The 20,593-nt window shown below is 34.1% G+C and carries 19 protein-coding genes and 5 pseudogenes; 3 read left to right on the top strand and 21 right to left on the bottom strand.

What is annotated here, in order from left to right; genetic code table 11:
* Positions 1–122 precede the first annotated feature (122 nt).
* Positions 123–1,597, top strand: a pseudogene (locus MKY70_RS09635) (hypothetical protein).
* A 58-nt stretch (positions 1,598–1,655) separates the two neighbouring features.
* On the opposite strand, the gene trhO reads toward MKY70_RS09635, so the two are convergent.
* Both trhO and MKY70_RS09625 read right to left on the bottom strand, forming a co-directional pair.
* On the bottom strand, positions 1,656–2,615 hold the full coding sequence (trhO, locus tag MKY70_RS09630) for an oxygen-dependent tRNA uridine(34) hydroxylase TrhO (RefSeq protein ID WP_002086277.1): 960 nt from the start codon (positions 2,613–2,615) through the stop codon (positions 1,656–1,658).
* 298 nt (positions 2,616–2,913) lie between these two features.
* Positions 2,914–3,081: a hypothetical protein gene (locus MKY70_RS09625; protein ID WP_341074497.1), complete on the bottom strand. Its 168-nt coding sequence runs from the start codon at positions 3,079–3,081 to the stop codon at positions 2,914–2,916.
* A gap of 27 nt (positions 3,082–3,108) precedes the next feature.
* On the opposite strand from MKY70_RS09625, the gene MKY70_RS09620 reads away from it, so the two are divergent.
* Positions 3,109–4,404 carry an Nramp family divalent metal transporter gene (locus tag MKY70_RS09620; protein WP_001030684.1) on the top strand — a complete coding sequence of 432 codons (1,296 nt, stop codon included), beginning with the start codon at positions 3,109–3,111 and terminating at the stop codon, positions 4,402–4,404.
* A 59-nt stretch (positions 4,405–4,463) separates the two neighbouring features.
* Here the strand turns inward: MKY70_RS09620 and MKY70_RS09615 are convergent, their stop codons facing one another.
* The 3 genes from MKY70_RS09615 to MKY70_RS09605 form a co-directional block, all read right to left on the bottom strand.
* Complete coding sequence (locus tag MKY70_RS09615; RefSeq protein ID WP_341024043.1) at positions 4,464–5,324, bottom strand: M23 family metallopeptidase; 861 nt, start codon at positions 5,322–5,324, stop codon at positions 4,464–4,466.
* Between the two features lie 82 nt (positions 5,325–5,406).
* Positions 5,407–6,474: a sensor histidine kinase gene (locus MKY70_RS09610; protein WP_341024041.1), complete on the bottom strand. Its 1,068-nt coding sequence runs from the start codon at positions 6,472–6,474 to the stop codon at positions 5,407–5,409.
* Positions 6,464–7,162, bottom strand: coding sequence for a response regulator transcription factor (locus MKY70_RS09605; protein ID WP_341024040.1), 699 nt, complete (start codon positions 7,160–7,162; stop codon positions 6,464–6,466). The genes MKY70_RS09610 and MKY70_RS09605 overlap by 11 nt, the downstream gene beginning before the upstream one ends.
* A 143-nt stretch (positions 7,163–7,305) precedes the next feature.
* On the opposite strand from MKY70_RS09605, the gene MKY70_RS09600 reads away from it, so the two are divergent.
* Positions 7,306–7,830: a GNAT family N-acetyltransferase gene (locus tag MKY70_RS09600; RefSeq protein ID WP_002031168.1), complete on the top strand. Its 525-nt coding sequence runs from the start codon at positions 7,306–7,308 to the stop codon at positions 7,828–7,830.
* A 166-nt stretch (positions 7,831–7,996) separates the two neighbouring features.
* Here the strand turns inward: MKY70_RS09600 and MKY70_RS09595 are convergent.
* The 16 genes and pseudogenes from MKY70_RS09595 to MKY70_RS09525 all read right to left on the bottom strand — a co-directional run.
* Positions 7,997–8,143: pseudogene (locus tag MKY70_RS09595) on the bottom strand (radical SAM/SPASM domain-containing protein); the annotation flags it as partial.
* 27 nt (positions 8,144–8,170) lie between these two features.
* Positions 8,171–10,216, bottom strand: a complete 2,046-nt coding sequence (locus MKY70_RS09590) for a class I SAM-dependent methyltransferase (protein WP_088032484.1) — start codon at positions 10,214–10,216, stop codon at positions 8,171–8,173.
* A gap of 339 nt (positions 10,217–10,555) precedes the next feature.
* Positions 10,556–10,936 (bottom strand): BA_1872 family lipoprotein, encoded by a 381-nt coding sequence (locus tag MKY70_RS09585; RefSeq protein WP_002031172.1) that lies wholly within the window; start codon positions 10,934–10,936, stop codon positions 10,556–10,558.
* A 77-nt stretch (positions 10,937–11,013) separates the two neighbouring features.
* Positions 11,014–11,298, bottom strand: coding sequence for a DUF4176 domain-containing protein (locus tag MKY70_RS09580; RefSeq protein ID WP_000531358.1), 285 nt, complete (start codon positions 11,296–11,298; stop codon positions 11,014–11,016).
* A gap of 1 nt (position 11,299) precedes the next feature.
* Positions 11,300–11,509, bottom strand: coding sequence for a hypothetical protein (locus MKY70_RS09575; RefSeq protein ID WP_001036914.1), 210 nt, complete (start codon positions 11,507–11,509; stop codon positions 11,300–11,302).
* 14 nt (positions 11,510–11,523) lie between these two features.
* Positions 11,524–12,396, bottom strand: coding sequence for a WXG100 family type VII secretion target (locus MKY70_RS09570; protein ID WP_002158349.1), 873 nt, complete (start codon positions 12,394–12,396; stop codon positions 11,524–11,526).
* Between the two features lie 58 nt (positions 12,397–12,454).
* The gene (locus MKY70_RS09565; protein WP_002031175.1) at positions 12,455–13,255 is read right to left on the bottom strand and encodes a hypothetical protein; all 801 of its coding nucleotides are present in this window, start codon (positions 13,253–13,255) and stop codon (positions 12,455–12,457) included.
* Between the two features lie 401 nt (positions 13,256–13,656).
* On the bottom strand, positions 13,657–15,285 hold the full coding sequence (locus MKY70_RS09560) for a peptide ABC transporter substrate-binding protein (RefSeq protein WP_341024039.1): 1,629 nt from the start codon (positions 15,283–15,285) through the stop codon (positions 13,657–13,659).
* A 182-nt stretch (positions 15,286–15,467) separates the two neighbouring features.
* A pseudogene (locus MKY70_RS09555) lies at positions 15,468–15,721 on the bottom strand (replication-relaxation family protein); the annotation flags it as partial.
* A gap of 169 nt (positions 15,722–15,890) precedes the next feature.
* On the bottom strand, positions 15,891–16,055 hold the full coding sequence (locus MKY70_RS30805; protein WP_369811979.1) for an N-acetylmuramoyl-L-alanine amidase C-terminal domain-containing protein: 165 nt from the start codon (positions 16,053–16,055) through the stop codon (positions 15,891–15,893).
* A gap of 99 nt (positions 16,056–16,154) precedes the next feature.
* Positions 16,155–16,664 (bottom strand): annotated as a pseudogene (locus MKY70_RS09550) (N-acetylmuramoyl-L-alanine amidase); the annotation flags it as partial.
* Positions 16,664–16,940 (bottom strand): annotated as a pseudogene (locus tag MKY70_RS09545) (phage holin family protein); the annotation flags it as partial. The pseudogenes MKY70_RS09545 and MKY70_RS09550, both read right to left, overlap by 1 nt.
* A 712-nt stretch (positions 16,941–17,652) precedes the next feature.
* Entirely contained in the window at positions 17,653–17,901 is a 249-nt protein-coding gene (locus MKY70_RS09540; protein ID WP_088032478.1) for a hypothetical protein, read from the bottom strand.
* A 220-nt stretch (positions 17,902–18,121) separates the two neighbouring features.
* The gene (locus MKY70_RS09535) at positions 18,122–19,447 is read right to left on the bottom strand and encodes a bifunctional S-methyl-5'-thioadenosine deaminase/S-adenosylhomocysteine deaminase (protein ID WP_012260737.1); all 1,326 of its coding nucleotides are present in this window, start codon (positions 19,445–19,447) and stop codon (positions 18,122–18,124) included.
* Between the two features lie 53 nt (positions 19,448–19,500).
* Positions 19,501–19,860, bottom strand: a complete 360-nt coding sequence (locus MKY70_RS09530) for a YunG family protein (protein ID WP_002031187.1) — start codon at positions 19,858–19,860, stop codon at positions 19,501–19,503.
* Between the two features lie 122 nt (positions 19,861–19,982).
* The gene (locus MKY70_RS09525) at positions 19,983–20,588 is read right to left on the bottom strand and encodes a pentapeptide repeat-containing protein (RefSeq protein WP_002031189.1); all 606 of its coding nucleotides are present in this window, start codon (positions 20,586–20,588) and stop codon (positions 19,983–19,985) included.
* Positions 20,589–20,593: the final 5 nt, after the last annotated feature.

Here is a 20,593-nt window from a genome sequence, read left to right as displayed (position 1 = left end):
TATACATGTCCCTTGTTAAATAAGCTGAATTTTCATTCTCAATCTAATGAACAAGAGAGGTTATTTTCAAGAAAAATTGGGCATGTTGTTTCTATAGCTTATACGGAAAGGAAACAATGTAAATGGAGGCAATACAAACAATCGAGGAAAAAGATGTAACAACAGCTATATTTCAATTTATATCCCGTTTTCGTTTAAAACTGGATATGAACAAAATATGTTCCCTTTCTTACAAAAAAATGATTTTCGACCTTTTCGACTCGATCATCTTGAAGATGAAAATACATATTACGGGAAATTTCAAGTTTCACATCAAAATATGGAAGCATACTATCTTTCCTTTACAAATAAAATTCTCTTTCCTCATTCAGAACATCAAAAAGGATTACAGCGCTATTCTAAAGACCTTAATTTAAATGGACATTTAACAACTAACCTTATTTCCGTTCCATTCAAGATACATTCTATTGATGTAACACTTTGTCCTTATGAGCTTGGGTTCTTAACAATTCGGACAGAAATAAAAACCGCTCCTAACATGACATTATCAGAAGCGATTGAATTTGCGGCTCGCTTCCGTGTACTTGAAACTAAAAGTGATACGACTGAGACTATTTGTATTGAATGTGATGGAAAAAAATATTCACAAGTAGAAAAACTTATATTCGGTGATTTATTTCATGGTTTAACAGACTTCTTTGAGAACAAGAGATTGCGGAGTTCTTACTTTCAAACATTCCCTTTCTTTGAAGACCAGCGAATGTATGTACAAACTCTATTATCCATAAACAAAGAGTCAGACCTTCATATAATCGATGTATATCGAGCTTCCAGTCTTTCCGGATTATCAGATGATGGTAAACCATATATTAGTGCAAATAATGTTCCTTATATTCACGATTATTTAACAAAACATTCTTATCAAAGATGGGCTCCTAACCGTTACTTTATTATGGAAGAACATATTTTCACATGTATTACGAACGAAGATGATAATAAAATAGCTAAACTTGCTAGCCAAATGTACGGGGAGTTTTATTACGCTTTATTATTAAATTTATTTCATAAAGTTGTTTTATTAAAGATGGCAAACGCCTATGCTGAATTAAATATTGAACAAGATACAAATGAGATTGAGAAATTAATTTATTCAATAAATTCGTTTACAGCTAATTATTTTTCTTTAGAATTAGTATCCCAATCACAAAGTGAAGATATTTTCTTTCGTCTAAGAAAACTTTTTAACATTGAAGTACTGTACACGAACGCGAAACAAAATCTCGATAGTTTATTTAAATATCAAGAAAATGTTGCTTCAAAAAAAGATAGCCTCTTATTATTAATTTTAACGCTCTATTCTGTTGTAGGCCAAATGTTAGGGTTTACTATGATTGATCTTTTAAGAAACACCGATTCAAACAAAATATCATCGCCTTTTGAATTTTTCGCTCTATTAATAGCGATTAGCGGTATAGTCATTTCCCTCATTTTAGGTGCACAAGGTTTATACCAATGGGCTATACAGCATAAAAGAAGAAAAGCATGGGTAAAACAAACTGTATTATCTGCTGTTAAAGAGAAAAAAGATACGAAGTAAATAAAAAACAGATGGCAGCACGATGCTACCATCTGTTTTTTTATTAGGCTAATTTTGCTTACTTACCTGCTTCGATTTTTTCTAATGTAGCAGCTACTTGCTCTTCTGTTAATTCGTGTTGCACGATATAACGATTACGTGGGTGTACACGACATTCATGAGAACATGCACGTAAATGTTTTGCTTCACTTTCTTCAGAACATAAAATTTTCTTGTTACATTCAGGGTTTGCACAGTTTACATAGCGCTCACAAGGTTCACCTGTAAAATGATCTTTACCAACGATAACGTGCTCTTTTTGGTTTACTGGTACAGCGATACGCTCATCAAATACGTAACATTGACCATCCCAAAGTTCACCTTGTACTTCTGGATCTTTTCCGTACGTTACAATTCCGCCATGAAGCTGGCTTACATCTTCATAACCTTCACGAACTAACCAACCTGAGAATTTCTCACAACGAATTCCCCCTGTACAGTACGTTAAAATCTTTTTACCTTCAAGTGTTTCTTTATTTTCTCTAATCCAATCTGGTAATTCACGGAATGATTCAATATCTGGTTTAATCGCACCTTTGAAGTGTCCTAAATCAAATTCATAATCATTTCGTGCATCAATGATAACTGTATCTTCTTGTTTCATTGCCTCATAAAAATCTTTTGGTTCTAAATACTTCCCTGTAATTTCTTTCGGGTTAATGTCGTCTTCTAGACGAAGTGTAACTAACTCTGAACGAGGACGTACGTGCATTTTCTTGAATGCATGTTCATCTGCCTCATCAATTTTAAATACGATTCCAGCAAAACGTGGATCATTATTCATCGCTTCCACGTATTTTTCTGTTTGTTCAACAGTTCCAGAACAAGTTCCGTTAATTCCTTCTGTCGCTACAAGAATTCTTCCTTTTAACTCAAGTGATTTACAAAATTCTAAATGCTGTTCAGCAAATTCTTCTGGGTTTTCAATTGTTGTGTACATGTAATATAGTAATACTCTATATGGTTTTGTAGTTGCCAATGTATTTCTACCACCTATCTAAATTTTAAAATCATGTATAAGTTAACGTTCATATCAAAACATATATAATAAGAAAATATATACAAAATTATACGTAGCCTATTTTCTTCTATTTACAATTTTTTCTATAAGTTAACAGAAATAAAAACAAGATTACAGAACAAAACACTACGGTTAGGTTGTAATCCCAATATATTATATATCATACAATTTCATTTCCATCAATTAATATGCTGTAATATAGGCTGTATGTTCACATAAAATTCAAAAACAACCCTATAATTTATTATCTTCTCCCTTATTCAGCAACCATAAACTCCCAAAATATTTTTGCATCGTCACACCATTCATTGCACACAGTCATATAATTTGCATTAAGGAAACTTTTATGTTCAAATGAAATTGCCACATCATATATCCAAATGTATTGAAATAATGAGTAAGAATAAAGTGAAACTTTAATCAAGTTAAGATTTCAAAGGGGAATACTACTATGAATAAAGATATAACAAAAGATGAACAAGTCCCTTCTCAAAGTACAACAGTTCAATCAGCCCATTTAGCGTTAAGTGGACAAACAAAAGGCTTTAAAAGACTGTTACCATTCTTAGGACCTGCTTTTATCGCATCAGTTGCTTATATTGATCCTGGGAACTTCGCTACAAATATCGCAGCTGGATCACAATATGGGTATTTATTGCTTTGGGTAATACTCGCTTCTAATTTAATGGCTGTATTAATTCAAACTTTATCAGCTAAATTAGGAATCGCTACTGGGAGAAATCTTCCTGAAGTAGCTCGCGAAAACTTCCCCAAACCAGTTTCCATCGGTTTATGGATACAAGGGGAACTCGTTATTATGGCTACAGATTTAGCTGAATTTATCGGGGCAGCACTTGGCTTATACTTACTATTTGGAATTCCGATGTTACCAGCTGCTTTAATTACAGCAGTTGGATCATTTATTATTCTTGAATTTCAACGCAGAGGCTTTCGTCCATTAGAAGCTATCATAACAGGTATGATTTTTATCGTTGTTATCGCTTTTGGTATCCAAGTCTTTTACGCAAAACCGGAATTAAGCCCTCTACTCTCAGGACTTTTCACTCCAAAATTCCAAGGTGTAGATAGCATCCTTTTAGCAGCTGGAATTTTAGGTGCGACAGTAATGCCACACGCGATATATTTACATTCGGCCTTAACGCAGCGCCGTGTAGTCGGAACAAATGATGAACAAAAGAAAAAGATTTTCCGCTTCGAATTCATCGATATTATTATTGCAATGGTTATCGCTGGAGCAATTAATGCAAGTATGTTAATTGTAGCAGCTGCACTATTCTTTAAAAACGGCTTGCACGTTGAAGACCTTGATGTTGCTTTTAACCAGTTCAGTAATTTAGTCGGTCCTGTATCGGCTGCATTATTTGGGATTGGACTTTTATCAGCAGGTTTATCTAGTTCTTCTGTTGGTACGATGTCTGGTGATATTATTATGCAAGGATTCATTCGAATGCATATTCCGTTATACTTACGCCGATTTATAACAATGATTCCGCCTCTCGTTATTATCGCTTTAGGTGTAAATCCAACTTACGCTCTCGTTATGAGTCAAGTTGTCTTATCTTTCGGTATTGCCTTTGCATTAGTACCACTTATTATGTTTACAAGTAATAAGAAGATTATGGGCGCACTCGTCAACCATCGCATTACAACATTTATCGCGTGGTTAATCGCTGCACTTATTATCGTTTTAAATATTTTCTTACTGTATCAAACATTTGTAGGTTAATAAAAAAGGGTATTCCAAATTTGATTTGGAATACCCTTTTTGTATGAAATGATTTCCTTCTACTTACCACTTATGTATGTCCCTCTTTCTGGCATTATCGCACCTTTTTCAGTTCGAAAATAAAGTGGCAAGCCTTCCGTGAAAAACATACTCACCTTGGATGGATCCTGCCTTTGATGATGGATATGTAAATGTGGTTCACTTGAACTTCCTGAGTTACCGACTTGGGCAAGAAATTCTCCTTCATTTACATGTTCGCCTTCCCTCACTTTAATTGATCCTTTCTTTAAATGGGCAAGAAACAAAAATGTACCTGTTTCATCCAGTCGTAAATAAATATGATTTCCCGCCATCGATTGAAAATCATCCGATCCCGGAACTAAATCTATTTCATCATTTTTAATTGATACAACTGTCCCAGAAGCTGGTGCCATTACTTTCGCTCCATATATTCCATAATCCTCTAACTTACTACTTTTCACTTCAGCAGGTGGAATGAGAATATCGTATGCCCATCGTTCATTTGGTTTTATAACGTGATAGTTCGTTTCTAATTTATCGCCGCCCCAACCTATCAATGCTCGTTCATTCAAAGGAAAACGAACGACTACTTTAGGACTCATAGACTGTACATCTACTGGGTATGCAATTCTCCCAATGTTAGCGAACCACCCCACGGGCCAAGCTCCAATGGTAGAAAACAGAACTATTAATAGTAGCGTTCCATCTATCCGCTTTCTAAAAATGCCTTTCCAAACAAACATTACTGCTGAGCCTATTAAGAGAAAAACTGAAATTACACTAAAAGCCTGTATAATCCACCACACAAAGACTGATGTAACGCCATTACCTAAATAAACTAAACTCCAACTTATAATTAAAAAAGCAACTATAATCGCTAATAAAAATCTCTTCCACATGCTGTATCCCTACTCTCCTATCTTTGTTCCCCATGATACGAAGTAAAAATTACGACATATGAAAGAAATACTTACGACTTTCTTACAATTCTTTATAATGCGGTAAAACGATAGTGAAAACCGTTTCTTTATCGTTACTACGTACAGTGATATCTCCTTTATGAAGTTCCGCTATACTTCTCGCAATTGCAAGCCCCATTCCTTTTCCACCCGTATGAGAGCTACGTGATTTTTCACCACGATAAAACTTTTCAAAAACGTAAGGAAGGTTCTCATTCGGAATGCATTGTCCAAAATTTTTAATTTCTATTTCAACATTCATATCTCTTTTAGAAACTTGAATTAAAAGCTCCTTTCCGTCTTTCCCGTACATAATACTATTACTAATTACATTTTCGAATAGCCTCACCATAACCGCTACATCCATTTCCACATGTAACACCTTATCACCTTTAATACAAAATCTCATATCAGCATCATCTAGTTGTGGTACAAAATCAATCATGATTTGTTCAATGAACGCTTTCATATTTATTACACTTTTATGTAATTCGATCTCTCTATAATTTATTTGACAATATTCTAATAAACCATCTACTTGATTTTTTAATTCATAACTTTTTCGCTTTAATATACTTACATACTGTTCACATTCTTCTCTATTTGAATGAAGCTGATTTCCTAACAGGTCCGCGTAACCTATTAGGGATGTTACAGGTGTTCGTAGGTCATGAGAAATATTACTAATCATTTCATTTTTCATTTCTTGCGATTTTTTTTCATTCTCGATAGACTCTTTTAAACTTTTGGCCATTCTATTAACATTCGCTGCTAATTCACCAATCTCGTCATTTTTTGAAATAAGTATATGTATTTCAAAATTACCATTACTTATTTCCTTCAGACTCTTGTTAATTTCAGATAATCTTTTCATCATTGTTTTTGTCATGAATGCAAAGTATATTGTAGTAAAAATTAAAAAAACTATTAAATATAAAAATGAATATTTTTCCTCTAACGCAGTAACATGACTATATATATTTCCAATTACAATTTGAAACGCTATTATACTTACAGTTGCTAACAAAATGCTACATATGAATGCGATAAAAAACTTAGCTCTCATGCCTTGTAATGATTTAATCTTCAATTTTATATCCGACTCCCCAAACATTTTGAATAAACTTCGGCTCTTTTGGATTCTCTTCAATTTTATTTCTTAATCTTGCAATATGAACCATTACTGTATTATTACTTTCATAGGCCCTTTCTTTCCAAACGCTTTCATATATTTCTTCAATAGTAAACACACGATTCATTGCAGCGGCCATTAAGTACAAAATATCATATTCAGTTTTCGTAAGATTGATTGTTTCTCCATATAACATCACTGTTCTCGACACTTCATCTATTTCTAAACCTCTAATGTTTATTTTCTTTTCTATTACTTGAACAGCATTTTGATTGAAGTATGTATACCTTCTTAATTGAGCTTTCACTCTTGCTATAAATTCAATTGTACTGAACGGTTTCACAATATAATCATCTGCCCCAGTACTAAATCCAACGACTTTATCTACGTCCGATGATTTCGCGCTTAAAAACATAATTGGTAAACTATATTTCTCTCTTATCCTTCTACACAATTCAATCCCATCCATTTGAGGCATCATAACATCAAGGATAGCAAGTTGAACATCATTATTATTCAATACCTCTAACGCCTCTTCTCCGTTGTCAGCACTAAAAACAGTAAAACCTTCTTGTTTTAAATTTTCATTAACGAATCGAATAATATCTCGATCATCATCTACAATTAAAATTGAGTTTTTCTCCATATACAAACCTCTTTTTGAAATATATTCCACAATCAATTTTATCACAAATCAAAACCATACTTCCCTCTTGAATAATCTTTATTTTCAGATTAAATTATATAATAACAAATACATTCTAGTTTCATAAGAAATGGAGTGAAAATATGTTTCCTATATTAAAAACCAACCGACTCATTTTACGAGAACTTACCGAAGAAGATGCACCGAGTATACTACAATGCTTTTCTAATACTGATGTCCTGCGCCATTATGGCCAAAAACCATTGCAAAATTTGGATCAAGTAAAACAAATCCTTACTAATTTTAAGTTGGGGTACAACGCAAGAAGCGGCATTAAATGGGGAATCGAATTAAAAGACAAGAAAGGGCTCATTGGAACAATTGGTTTTCATGATTGGTCTTCCGAACATAAACGAGCAAATATAAGTTATGCCTTTTTGCCTGAACACTGGGGAAATGGATATGCGACTGAAGCGGTTTCTGAAGTTATATCATACGGTTTCCACACACTTCATTTAAAACGTATCGGAGCAATTGTCTTTCTTGAAAATGAGGCTTCAAATAAAGTGCTATTAAAATTAGGATTTGAAAAAGAAGGCGTTCTAAAAAATTATATGTATCAAGATGATATCCCATATGATACGAATTATTATTCTTTATTAAAATGAGTTTAATAGAAATTATACGTAAAAACTCGTTTCAGCATAATGAATCAAGATAGTGGATTTTTAACGAAAGATGGGAAACCGAGCGTTTTTCATTTCTTAGATCATCATACGACTGATGCGAAGTACAATAAATTATATAATCTAAACAAAGGGCATGAGCATATTCTTACTCATGTCCCTTTTTTACGTTCTTTTTCTGTTTTCGCAATGCTTTTGGAATGTATACACAGAAAGGTTCGCTTTCCATGTAATCTCCCGTCATTGCATATGCTTTAGAACGAGATCCTCCACAAACATATCGAAACCCACAAACTAAACTTTTTATAAGTTTTCAATATCATTACCTCTTTTCTAAAACCATAAAGAACGTACTATCCGGTAGCACAACCGCATTCCCAGACTCATCTTTAAAATCGATTTTCTCGCTAAGATGTTGTGTATATCCATCCTGTAAATAGTTCATAGCTTGAACGATGTTTACTTTATCTCCAAAGATACCCTTTACGAAATCCTGATAGTCGTTTGGCGTAAAGATTCCAAACTGCTCTTGCACCTCGTGAACGAAGGAATCCTCACCCCATGTATACGTATATAAGAACTCCATCGCATCGTTAACAGGCATTTTGACTGTATTGTCTGCAAGTACCTCATACTGGATTATACGCCCCTTAAATTCACGGACATACTGCTCTAAGAACTTCATTCCACCTGCATCTTTAAAATGAATCACACGCATTAACATTTTATCTTCAGTCATGATGCCATCACGAATGATAATACGACCTCCTGGCTTTATCACCTCGTAAGCACTCTGTAACCCCTTTTTGATTACTTCATGATTGAATTTCTTACCTTCATACTCAATATAAGAGAACAGCTCATGAAGGATAGAAGAATACACAATCGTATCAACCGATTCTTTATCAAACGAGCTACCTAAGTTGATAGCATCCCCTTTAATGACGTCCCAAGAACGACTTTCGTCCTGTTTCTTCTTTTTCAACGTATCAATCACATTTTCGGAAATATCGATACCGTAGATTCGTTTATCCTCGGTCTCTTCTTCAATCATGTCTAGCATAACACCACCACCGGATCCGACATCTACAATCGTATCTCCCTTTATATAATCAAGAATAATTCGTTTATCATCAGCCGAACTATTCATATGCTCCAAGTACACTTCTTCGTTATGGAATCTATCATATGCATCCTTTCGTAACCCGAAGAAATCAAAGAGCAGTACATTTGCCCGAGCATGCATCATATCTATCTTTTCTGCCTCTACACAGAAGATGATTAACGCTTCACCTACAGCAGAAAACTGAAACGACACATACGCAGTCTTCATATCTTCATCGACTTTAACCTCAAAAGAAACATGTGTTGTATTCGGCTTCTCGTTCTCACGGTACTCCCGTAGATACTTCTCAATAACCCGCTTACGATACACGTTGTCCTTCTTCTCGCCTTTGAAATCATAGTGCAACTGCTGCATCAATTTCTCGAAATGGATATGCTGAACCTTTCTAGTGCCTATCTCGTTCTTTAACATAACAAAAACTGTCCAAATATCCTCGAAGCTAAGGGCATGCATAGACGGTTCTACATACCACAAATCCTTATCAGATAAAAATGTTTGAACGTCTCTCTTCTCGCTCCCCATAATTATATCTTTTTCAAATACTGACTCCTTATGTTTTGGCGTGAGTCTATGTACACGAGAAGTAAATGGCTCCACATAACCATCAAATAGCCCATCAATTGTAATCTTCACATCGTTCTTTACTTCGCTCCACAAAGATTTTGATACACCTTCAATAATACATTGATTAAGATAGTATAGAATCTCCTTTAACCTAACGTCTCCGTATTCTTCTTTATATGTGTCAATTAAATCAATATGAGAGTTCAAACGAGCCTCTCCGCGGATATACTGCCCGATTAATCCATGTGTTCTAATTAAATCTCGAACAAACAAATACTCAGTAGAGTTTAAGTTTGTCTCTATATGTTCGATAAACTGAATATCACTAAAGATATCAGCAGAACCCTCGTTATGTACCAATAGATTGATTCCGTTCTTCTTCCATTTCTCTCGCTGTTTTAAAGAGCCTACCTTTGCAAGCTCACTATACGTTAGTACTTTTTCAATAATGCGATACGCTTCTTCATCTAAAGACAATCCATCTAACACTTGCAGCGTACGGTGTACATAGTACAACACCGCATCTGTTTTTAATTCACCAAGTACTTGTACATTCTCATAGTTTTGATGTATCTCCTCTGCCTCGATTAGATGCTTTAACCACGTAGGGAGATCATCAGAAAACCCTTCAATGTATTTATTTAGAACTTCAATGTTTTTCAACTTATTTACCCCCATATATAATCAATATCTGTAGTAAGGTCTGGGACACCCTCTCCAAAAAGATCATCACCTTATGTCCCCCTGAGTGCTACTACTTGCTTTTTACCATCTACATCTCTTTCAAATACAAATGTATCAAACCCAGTCTTTTTATCATGTAAAAGAGAGTTATCAATTTCGTTACTAACATGCCAAGTTTGTAACACATTCTTTTGTTCATCTCTTATTTTAACTTCATCAGGAATTTCGGCGGAATAAACATCAGGACTCAGCGGATCACTTCATAAACATATGTTGTAACAGAATCAACTGAAAATGGAAACGGCAAGCGGGTGCACTCCACTTGCCGTTTTTTCATAGCTTAGTATGTATTTGAATTTCTTTTGCTTTCTCTTTTTCACCCTTCACGCGTACAATTAAATCATATGATCCGGATTTTGGCGCTTCAAAAGAAAGCAAACCTTCCTTTTGAGAAGTGACTTCTTCTTCATAAATAACCTTATCATCTTTTGTAACTTGCAATAAAATCGTACCTTCTTCAACGGCTGCTTCATAAGGAATTTCCACATTTCCTTTTTCAGCTTTAAGCGTTTGCACATCGTAATACCCTTGCAGGGAACCAATTTTTAAAGTCGTTTCGCCATTTTTTTGAACCTTTGTAACTTGTGTTGCTGTATTGCACGCGCTTAACAATACGACAAGAGTGAGAATCATAAATAAACGTAATGATTTCATAGAAATCCTCCTTTTTTATGTATATGAATTAAGATTCATTCTTTAACTATTTCAAAAACACCAACACCTTAAAAGAATCACTGCTTTTCTTCAATTTCTTTTTTAAATAATTTTTGAAACTCTAATTCTGTTTCATTAATAAAACCAAGATGTAACACACTAGAGATATCTTCATGATTCAAAAAGAAATTATACTCCGAAGAAATATTACCATGAGGGAAATAACAACATACATAATCCCATGTTTTCTTTGTTTCAGAATCCATCTGTCTTCTTCCATAAACCATTAATGGATGTTCCCAATCTTTAAACATTACAACAGAACCTATTGGAAGTAATTCTAACTCTAAATTTTGTCCCATCTTATTTCCCACCTCTTAAAATAGCTTTTTTTACAATAAAATACATAATAGAGAATAGTAAACAAGCTCCAATTGTACCGAAAGTTGCAATTGAAATTTTCCCTGCTAATGATTCATTTGGATCTAATGCATTAGGTAAAACTGTCCCAAAAATTGCAATGCAAGCTAATATAACCATAAAATATTTTAAAATTTTCACTTTCTTATTCATACTAATTTTCCCCTTTATTCTTTAATAGCAAATTCTCCACCAAATCCCCATAAACCTACACCAGGACCAACTGGTACATGGAATTTCACTCCGCTTTTTCCAGCTTCTAAAGATCCCCCGACTGTCCCAAGTGACGCCGATCCTCCAATTTGTAATTTTTTATCAGAAAATGGCAGTGGGATTTTTATAGCACTCTCATATTTTACTAGAGTAGCTTCAGCTCCTATATGTAAATTCCCATTTTCTACATGAGCACCTAACTCTGCAGTAGCAAGTGCTACTTTAGCTTCAGCTCCCACATTAGATCCTTTAATATTCTCTAGTTCTATTCCAGCTTGAGCTACCGTAAAACCAGCCATAGGTCCAAAAGTTTGTTCCCTCTTGTTTTTATCTTTCACATCAAATTTATCATAAGTACGAGAACTTACAAATGGCTCAGCTTCAACTGTAAGCCCCTTAATAAATAGACCACCAGTTCCCTTTTCATCTACAAGTGATTTTTCATATTTTTCACCATTAATTACATAACCAATTCCTTTTACAACTACTCCAGCTCCCGCTTCAACTGCTGACTTTGAATTCATCAAAAGCGAATCATTTTTAGAGTTTTTAGACGAGTATTCCATATCAGCTTTTTCAAATTTCTCTGCTATACGAAGTAATTCATCTTCTATTTGCTTTATAATATTAAGAAAAGATTCATGTGCTTTATTCATTCTAGGTAGATCATTATAAAAACTTAAACTCGAAGCACCAATCCATCTCATTTGAAGATTTAATAATTCCCCTTGAATTTTCAAATGACGATCTGATTCTATATTACTAGCATATTTAAAATTCTTTGCAATTCTCCTCAATTCTTCCGGTCTAACTTGTATATTCCCCATGAATATCCCCCTATCCCAATAACGCATTCAAAAAATTTCATAACACAAATTTTTAATCCTAATCATTAAAAACCCTACTTTTTCTTACTTTAATTGTTTCTAAAATGTAGAAAAGAACCCCTAAACCAAATATCTTTTCAGCATTAGAAACATTATTACCTAATTTAATAATAGGTACATTTAATCCGAATCTTTCGCTCCATTCCAAAGGCATATATCCTCTTTTACAGTTTATTAATATCCGATTATCCATTGTACGAAAAGAAGTTTCGAAAAAATCAAATTCAACTTCTACTTCAGAAAGTTTTATCTCTTTTTCATTCATTAAAGAACCACGTACCATTCCAAATCCTTGTATCATATTTTCTTTAAACATACCTACACAATTATAATTTGAGTCATAAATAGCCCAATCATAGTTTTCAACTTCACTATGAAAATATGCAAGAATTTCCCCATCCCTTGCTTCCAACCCAATAACTTGCTTGTTTTTTAAAAAAGGTAATTTTGAAGAAATTATATCAGTTGAAATCATAGTTGTTCCTACTATATAGGCCCCATCGGGAGTATATAAACCGTAATGTTTATTATTTTGAGGTAATTCTAGTAAAACATAAGTATCAATATCCCAAAACTTCAAATCATTTTTAGCTATATTCTCTTTTAATAAGTTCCCTTTTCTTAATTGCCAAAATCCAATTCCCCCAAAAACAAACGAAGCTATAACCATAAATATTATTTCTCCCCAATTAACATCACCCCAACTATTATACAGACAATATAATCCAAAGAGAAAAATCCCTGTCCCAATTAAACACTTAAACCGTCCCCTTTTTTTATAATACTCAAATAATTCCACACAAACACCTCTATCAATTCATCTTAATACCCCAAATTACCTTTTAAGTATACCAAGGACAAAATATATAATCTAATATTTTTTTCATATAATTAAAAATAAACGTAGTTACAGAAAGAGAATGCTTGTATGCTGATCTGTACTGCATTCTCTTATTCCATGTATGCTATATTTCTATTCTTCTTTTTCCGATATTACACCCCTACAAAGAATAGAAACTACATTCAATTTTTAAACAAATCGAAAAAACTTTCCGTTTTTGTTTTTGATTTTTTGCAACTTCTTATGAATGCGTAACTACAATTTTGCATTTATCTTCTTTATATGCTGGGAACACCACCAAAGGATTTCCCTGCCCTCTCTAAAAAAAACTTACTTTTAAAAAGTAAGGTTTTTTGTATTTATTCATTAGCGATATAAGCATTCTTATAAGTATAAACACCACCAAATTGATGTTTTTCAATTCCTTTTACATAATCCTTTTGTACATAAGCTGAGCCAATATGATACAGCGGTGCCACAGCAGCGTCTTCTAATAAGACCTGCTCAGCTTCTACCAACGCTTCCCATCGTTTCTCCGGATCTAGTACAAAATCATTTTTCGCTTTCTTTATTAATTCATCGTAACGAGAATTAGAGTAACTCATTTTATTATTCGGATTACCCGTCGTAAATAGTTCTAAATAACTAATTGGGTCTTTATAGTCCGGCCCCCAATTTGACATAGATATTTCGTAATCTCCTGTTTGTTCTAACTGTAATTTTTGCTTAAATGGCTGTTGTTTAATTTGTATCGTTAATCCTTGCAAATTCTTCTCTAAGTCACCTTTTATATATTCCACCATACGTTTTGCGTTATCTTGTTCAAACGTTAAAAACTCGAGTTTTATTTGTTCTACTCCAAGTTCTTTTTTCGCTTCTTCCCAAATCTTTTTCGCATTTTGCAAATCATATGGAGAAAGATCTCCGTTTTCTTTTCTAAAATCTTTACCAGTCTCTTCATTTATATGCCCAGCTGGTACAAGCCCACTTGCAGGTTTTGCTCCGTTATTAATAAAGTGAGCGACGAAATCATCTTTATTTAACGCTAATGAAATAGATTGACGTACCTTTTTATTTGCTAACGCTTTATTTTTTTCATTAAAACGAAGCATAGCAATCCCAGGATCGCTCGACATATGTAATTCCTTACTGCCTTTATACTTGTCTACAAATTGAGAATTAATAGGCACTCGATCCAAATCACCAGCTTCGTATAAATTAACAACCGTCATTGTATCTTTTACAATTTGAAAGTTTATTTCGTCTAATTTCACTTTCTTTTGATCCCAATATGTATCATTTTTCTTCAATTGAAATCCCTGTTCATGCTTCCATGTCTCTAACACGAATGGACCATTATATATGAGATTATTAGGTTCAAGCCCGTAATTTTCCCCTTGTTCTTTCAAAAATGATTCATGCTGTGGTAAGTATATAGGTAGGGCTAGTAACTGTAAGAAATATGGGATCGGCTGTTCTAATTCTACTTCTAACTTATAATCATCTATTACTTTTACGCCAAGTTCATTGAGAGGAATTGTTCCCTTGTTTATTTCTTTCGCATTTTTTATATAAAACAGCATGTATGCATATTGAGACGCTGTTTCAGCACTTACCGCTTTTCTCCACGCAAACATAAAATCATTTGCTGTTACTGAGTCTCCATTTGACCACTTTGCATCTTTACGCAAATCAAATGTATATTTTTTACCATCTTCACTTCTTTTAAACGATTTTGCTACTGCTGGAATAGGCTGATCTTGATCATCTAATACATACAACCCTTCAAATATGTTTTGCATAACGTGCGCTGATGTACCATCCATCGTTTTCGCAGTATCAAGAGAAGGAATTTCTTCTGATACCGTTACATTTAATACTTGTTTTTTTGCCTCTGTGTCACTTTTATTCGCTTTATTATTACAAGCTGTTAATAATAAAGTTGTAACAAGTGCCATTACCATTAAATGGCTCTTTTTTCGCTTCATGAGTTGTTCTCCTTAAGTATAAAATATTATAAAACGTTATATTTTGTTACTCCCATTATAATAAACCATTATTCATTATTAGTGGTTAATTATTCTCATTTTATTTAGCGACATATCAGCGATATTTTATGTCTATTTCGTATAGGTGTTAGCAAGTTCGTTTGCAAAATTGTTAACGCTTTTTATATTTCTTCTATTACATACACTTTCACAAACACATCATACTTAGCTGCTAACTCTTCCAGTTTTCCCCGCTGTATTTTGTGACTGTAAAGAAATTCATGACTGGCATCTTCCCGTTATATTTCTGCTTATATATTTGTGTGAACTCTTCATACTTTTTTAACTTCTCTTCATTCACTTTCATTTTCTGTGACCGATCTACTTCGACTCCATGAAGTATCCCTTCTTCGTCACGAAATTTCACATCAGGAATATAAAAAATACGTAATAACATTGAAATCATCATTCCAGATGAAATAAAGAAAGAACACGAAAAAAGAATAAAAGAGAATGGAGATAGCTCATCCTCAAAAATAAAAATAAAAGCCGTAATTAACGACTTTTATTTTTTGGCACCAAACTATTCTTTTGTTAAAAAATTATTAATTCACTTTAATATATTCATACCACCACTTACCACCTGGTCGAGTATCCATCCACCAAGTGATTTTATCTAGTTCTGAATTAGGCAATACCTCAGTTTGGATATAAGCAAGACCTGTTAATGGATTAACAACAACTTTTCCCTTTGTTCCTCGTTCAACCATAGCTTGAATCGCTTCATTTAGATAGTTTGTCCCGAATTCACCAGACTTAACATATTGATATCCACCATTAGAACCGCCGTTTCCTCCACCATCCCCAACAGTTTGTCCCGTTAGAGCATATACGATAGAATTTGCGATTTTATCAACATTCCATTTAGCCATGTCGAATTCGTTATCGATGAATCCTAATTCGATAAGAATAGCTGGTGCTTTAGTTCCATTCAATACGGCTAAATCAGTACGTTGTTTCGCACCACGATCACGCCATCCAATATCTTTTGCCAGTTGAGCTGAGATTTTAGCCGCCAGGTCTTTCTGATCATAATACAGAACTTCCACACCCTGCCCATTCCCATCACTTGCATTAAGATGAAAAGAAACAACCAAATCCACATTATGGGAATTACTATTACGAACGATATTATTTAAATTTTGCGCTTGAGTGCTTCCTACTTCGTCTGTATCATCATAGACTGTGTGTCCTAAAGCTCTTAACTTAGCTGCCACCGCATCTTTCACCTGACGATCCATAATATGCTCTTTTCGATTTCCGGAATTAGCCCCTTGTACAATACTGTTGTGCCCTCCGTGTAAACTATAACGTGTCATTATTCAACATCTCCCTTCTTATTATCATATTCAGAACTTGTCTTATTGCTCTTGCCACCTAAAATTTCAACTGCATTCGTTAGTGCTGAAGGTAGTGGAATCCCCATTCGCCCTGCATTTTCTAAAAGTGAAAGTAACTCATTTCCGATAAAAAATTGTCGCTTCACCAATAGCACTATTACCTCCAAGTGCTGTACCTAATTGGGTTTCCACTCCACTCAAAAGAAAAAGCACCACCTTTTTGGCGATGCCTTTGAAGCCAACTTTACTTTTTAACCTGCACACAGGACGTTCAATGCTCCGTAAAAAGCACCTGTATCTACACTGTTTATTGTTCCCAGTGTAACCGTATTCCCTTAATCATTTGTACCTCCGAAAACAGTAATGATATCTGCGTCATCGGTCATGTTTGCATATCTTGTACAAATTGGCCGGTCGTGTCCTTCCCACACTGCTATACGAAACCCCGAAATACCATAGTAATTATATTATTAGCATTACTAATCACTTTCCAATAAGGAATGTCTGCATAATTTAGTGATGTAATACTATCCTATCTCCTTATACAGCCCATATTGTAGCAGAAATACCAATAGAAAGATGCGACATTCTTTTGAATATTTATTCGTTCAAGAAAAAAAGCTATCCTTTTAAAAAAGGATAGCTTTTCCTTAATAAAATCAAAACTAATTGTTGCCTCAATTGTATGAAGGAAATGTTCTTTCGGAACTAACTCTTCTACAGAAACAGATACACGTTCGTCACAATGATTTTTAAAGCACCAGCCTAAGAAATCTCTCTTTTTTTATCAGTGTTAACACATGAAAAGAAGTTCAGAAGAAATCGTTACTAAAATATTAATTTGTCTTTGAAATTCCGACTAAATTACAAAAAAAACAGGACATCCTTATGTTTATTTATTATGTTGAATATCTTCCTGACCACAAAAATGATGTTGAATGGTATAAAAAGGCAGGTATCTTCATATTTAACTTACTGCGCCTTTCCCCTTATTCGCTATTGTTATTGAAATTAAGGAAAATATAATTAGCGTTATGGAGATAACACCATAAGCTGCACCTTCAAACCCTCTCACTTCAAAAAAACCTTTATAAAACAGATACAATGCAGCGAATGTCCCTACAATACCTGGAACATTTTTTATTACCCTAGAATCTGTCTGTTTTCTAAAAAAAACAGTTAACAATATTACAATTGCACCTACAAATACACCCAATCCAATCGGAGCAAAATCATCATTTCATCATTCTCCTTAATTAACCTTATTTCGATTAATTTACCACGTAATATAAAAAAAGGGGGGTACTTATACCTATTCTTTGCCCATTTTCATTACAACCACGAAACAACTTCTTTTTATGTGTCAACACTGACGAAAAAAAGGGAAAGGCACAAAAATAGACTGTGGAGAAGACTTTCTCCACAGCCTGAAATACCTATCTTTGTAAACCTCGTTTATAACGACTTGCTTCAAATATAATACGCTCTTCATCTAATGTTTTACATTCACCATTCCAAACGACACGTTTACCATTAATAATTACATCGCTTATATCTTTTCCACTAGCTGCATACACAAGATGTGATAACACTTCATCTGCCGGTTGTAAATGTGGCTTATTAGATGGATCAATCGTAATAAAATCAGCACACTTACCAACCTCAAGTGATCCCGTTTGTTTCATACCAATTACTTCAGCTGCTCCTTTCGTCGCAAGTGAAAGAGCTGTTTCAACTGGTAATGCTGTTGCATCTTGATGAATACCTTTTTGTAATAAAGTCGCTATACGCATTTCTTCAAACATATCTAAATTGTTGTTAGACGCCACACTATCTGTTGCAATTCCTACTTTTATTCCTGCTTCTAGCATCGCTTTTACATTCGCTATACCAGAACCTAGTTTTAAATTACTATTTGGGTTATGAGCTACTCGAACATCATGTTCTGCTAAAAATGCACGCTCATTTTCATTTAATACTACACCGTGCGCAATAACTGTTGGGCGTTTAAACAATCCGCAACTTGCTGCATATTCTACTGGACGCTTCCCATACTGTGCTTCAATATCACGTACTTCACGCTCTGTTTCAGAAAGATGAATATGAACCATCGTTTGATTTTCTACTGCAATACGAGCACACTCTTCTAACAGTTCTGTTGAACATGTATATGGACTATGCGGTGCAACCATCGTAGTTAACATACCACTTTCGTTATAGTAACGCTTCACATATTTCTCAGCTTCTTCAATTGCTTTCTTTTCATCGTCTTTCGTTCCGAAGCTAAATAAAGTTCTTGAAACAGCAGCACGCATTCCACTCCTTGATACCGTTTCCATAATTGCATCTTGGTCTACTCCAATAGGATTAAACATATCAGAGAATGATGTTGTACCACTTTTCACCATTTCAAGTAATCCTAATTCCGTGCTAGCGACCGCAAGCTCTGGCGTAAACTGACTTTCAAGTGGCCAAATTCTCGTCTCAAGCCATGGCTGCAATAACATATCATCTCCGATACCTCTCAAAAGGCTCATAACAACATGTGTATGTGTATTGACAAGCCCTGGTAAAACCCACTTTCCTTTCATGTCAATTACTTCATCTACTTCAAAATCGTTAGCGAATTCTCCGCTATTTACATCTATAATTTGATCATTTTCTACAATGATATATCCATTTTCTATCACTTCATTTTGTTCATTCATCGTTGCAATTGTAGCGTTTACATAAGTTGTTTTCAAAAGTATTTCCCCTTTCAACTCTATGAAGTTCCCTTTAATTAGTTACCACCATTATAGTAACTTATTGAAGATTAAGAGTCAAAAGATAATTTTAATTTTTTCGTTGTCTTTTCCTTCAAAATGCTATATTGTTTTTCATTTGTATCTGCAAATGCTTCTTCACGGCTCGACTTCATGTCCATATAGTTTAATGTTTCATGAAATTGGGTCCTAGTAAAATCATACCTTTTCCCATCTACTTTATTGTAGAAATGCCATACTTCACCTATCTTCGTCTTTATTATCTCTCCCCCGCACAATTCTTGGACAATAAGGGCCGTTACACCACATTGTCCCTTTGCTGGGCTTTCGCTCGTCCACTTAGAACTCGTTTCTATTGACCAAGATTTTCTTAATGCTTCATATAGTTGTTTAATCTTTATGCTATCCATATTCAGCATCTCCTGACATTAGCAATTTCACACATCATATTATAAAAGCGGTAAAAGGCAATTTTTAAAAATCATTACTATTTGTAACACCGTTCAATATATTGAACGGTGTTACAAATGATTTAATTCACCTTTGCTCCATAACATCTCGCAACTGCAACCGCCTGCGCTATATCTAATTTCACGTTTTTTAAATCAAAAGCTTTAAAATCAACTCTATCAACTACAGCTCCTCTTAAATCCGCCCCACTAAGTTTCACCTTACCTAATTGTGCGCCCGTTAAATCCGCTTCACGCAAATCTGCTTTTTCTAAATTACATTCATATAGGTCAGCTTCAATTAAACGAATACCCTTTAACATTTGTTTACTTAAGTTTGCAAACCTTAAATTCGTATATGACCAATCGCCTGATATAATTGTTATTCCGTCTAAATTCGCCTCTTCGAAATCCGAACCAGTCATTTTACATTCTTCAAACTTAGATACAAATAAATTCGCACCAAAAAACCTACAATTAGCAAACGTAGTTCCTTGATGGATAGAAGCATTAAAAAGAGTACCAGTAAAATCACATTCTATGAAATTACAATTTTTAGTAAAAACTTCTGATGCATCTATCCCTCTAAAACGGCATTTTATAAAGGTACAATTTTTCAATTCCTCGTCTTTTATCCAGACATCTTGAAAATCTATTTCTACATATTCTTTATTTACAAATTCACTCATAATCA

The organism is Bacillus sp. FSL R9-9492, from assembly GCF_038007365.1.
Classification (GTDB): Bacteria; Bacillota; Bacilli; order Bacillales; family Bacillaceae_G; genus Bacillus_A; species Bacillus_A mycoides.
The sequence above is the reverse complement of the archived record's forward strand: the minus strand, read 5'-3'. Positions and strand labels throughout refer to the sequence as shown.

What these genes read in the sequence shown, in the direction of transcription:
- MKY70_RS09575 (WP_001036914.1), bottom strand. Translation starts at nt 11,509, where the DNA reads ATGAATAAGAAAGTGAAAATTTTAAAATATTTTATGGTTATATTAGCT.
- MKY70_RS09585 (WP_002031172.1), bottom strand. Translation starts at nt 10,936, where the DNA reads ATGAAATCATTACGTTTATTTATGATTCTCACTCTTGTCGTATTGTTA.
- MKY70_RS09615 (WP_341024043.1), bottom strand. Translation starts at nt 5,324, where the DNA reads ATGTGGAAGAGATTTTTATTAGCGATTATAGTTGCTTTTTTAATTATA.
- MKY70_RS09600 (WP_002031168.1), top strand. Translation starts at nt 7,306, where the DNA reads ATGTTTCCTATATTAAAAACCAACCGACTCATTTTACGAGAACTTACC.
- MKY70_RS30805 (WP_369811979.1), bottom strand. Translation starts at nt 16,055, where the DNA reads ATGGTTGAACGAGGAACAAAGGGAAAAGTTGTTGTTAATCCATTAACA.
- MKY70_RS09580 (WP_000531358.1), bottom strand. Translation starts at nt 11,298, where the DNA reads ATGGGACAAAATTTAGAGTTAGAATTACTTCCAATAGGTTCTGTTGTA.
- MKY70_RS09525 (WP_002031189.1), bottom strand. Translation starts at nt 20,588, where the DNA reads ATGAGTGAATTTGTAAATAAAGAATATGTAGAAATAGATTTTCAAGAT.
- MKY70_RS09590 (WP_088032484.1), bottom strand. Translation starts at nt 10,216, where the DNA reads ATGGGGGTAAATAAGTTGAAAAACATTGAAGTTCTAAATAAATACATT.
- MKY70_RS09605 (WP_341024040.1), bottom strand. Translation starts at nt 7,162, where the DNA reads ATGGAGAAAAACTCAATTTTAATTGTAGATGATGATCGAGATATTATT.
- MKY70_RS09530 (WP_002031187.1), bottom strand. Translation starts at nt 19,860, where the DNA reads ATGGATAGCATAAAGATTAAACAACTATATGAAGCATTAAGAAAATCT.
- MKY70_RS09570 (WP_002158349.1), bottom strand. Translation starts at nt 12,396, where the DNA reads ATGGGGAATATACAAGTTAGACCGGAAGAATTGAGGAGAATTGCAAAG.
- MKY70_RS09560 (WP_341024039.1), bottom strand. Translation starts at nt 15,285, where the DNA reads ATGAAGCGAAAAAAGAGCCATTTAATGGTAATGGCACTTGTTACAACT.
- MKY70_RS09620 (WP_001030684.1), top strand. Translation starts at nt 3,109, where the DNA reads ATGAATAAAGATATAACAAAAGATGAACAAGTCCCTTCTCAAAGTACA.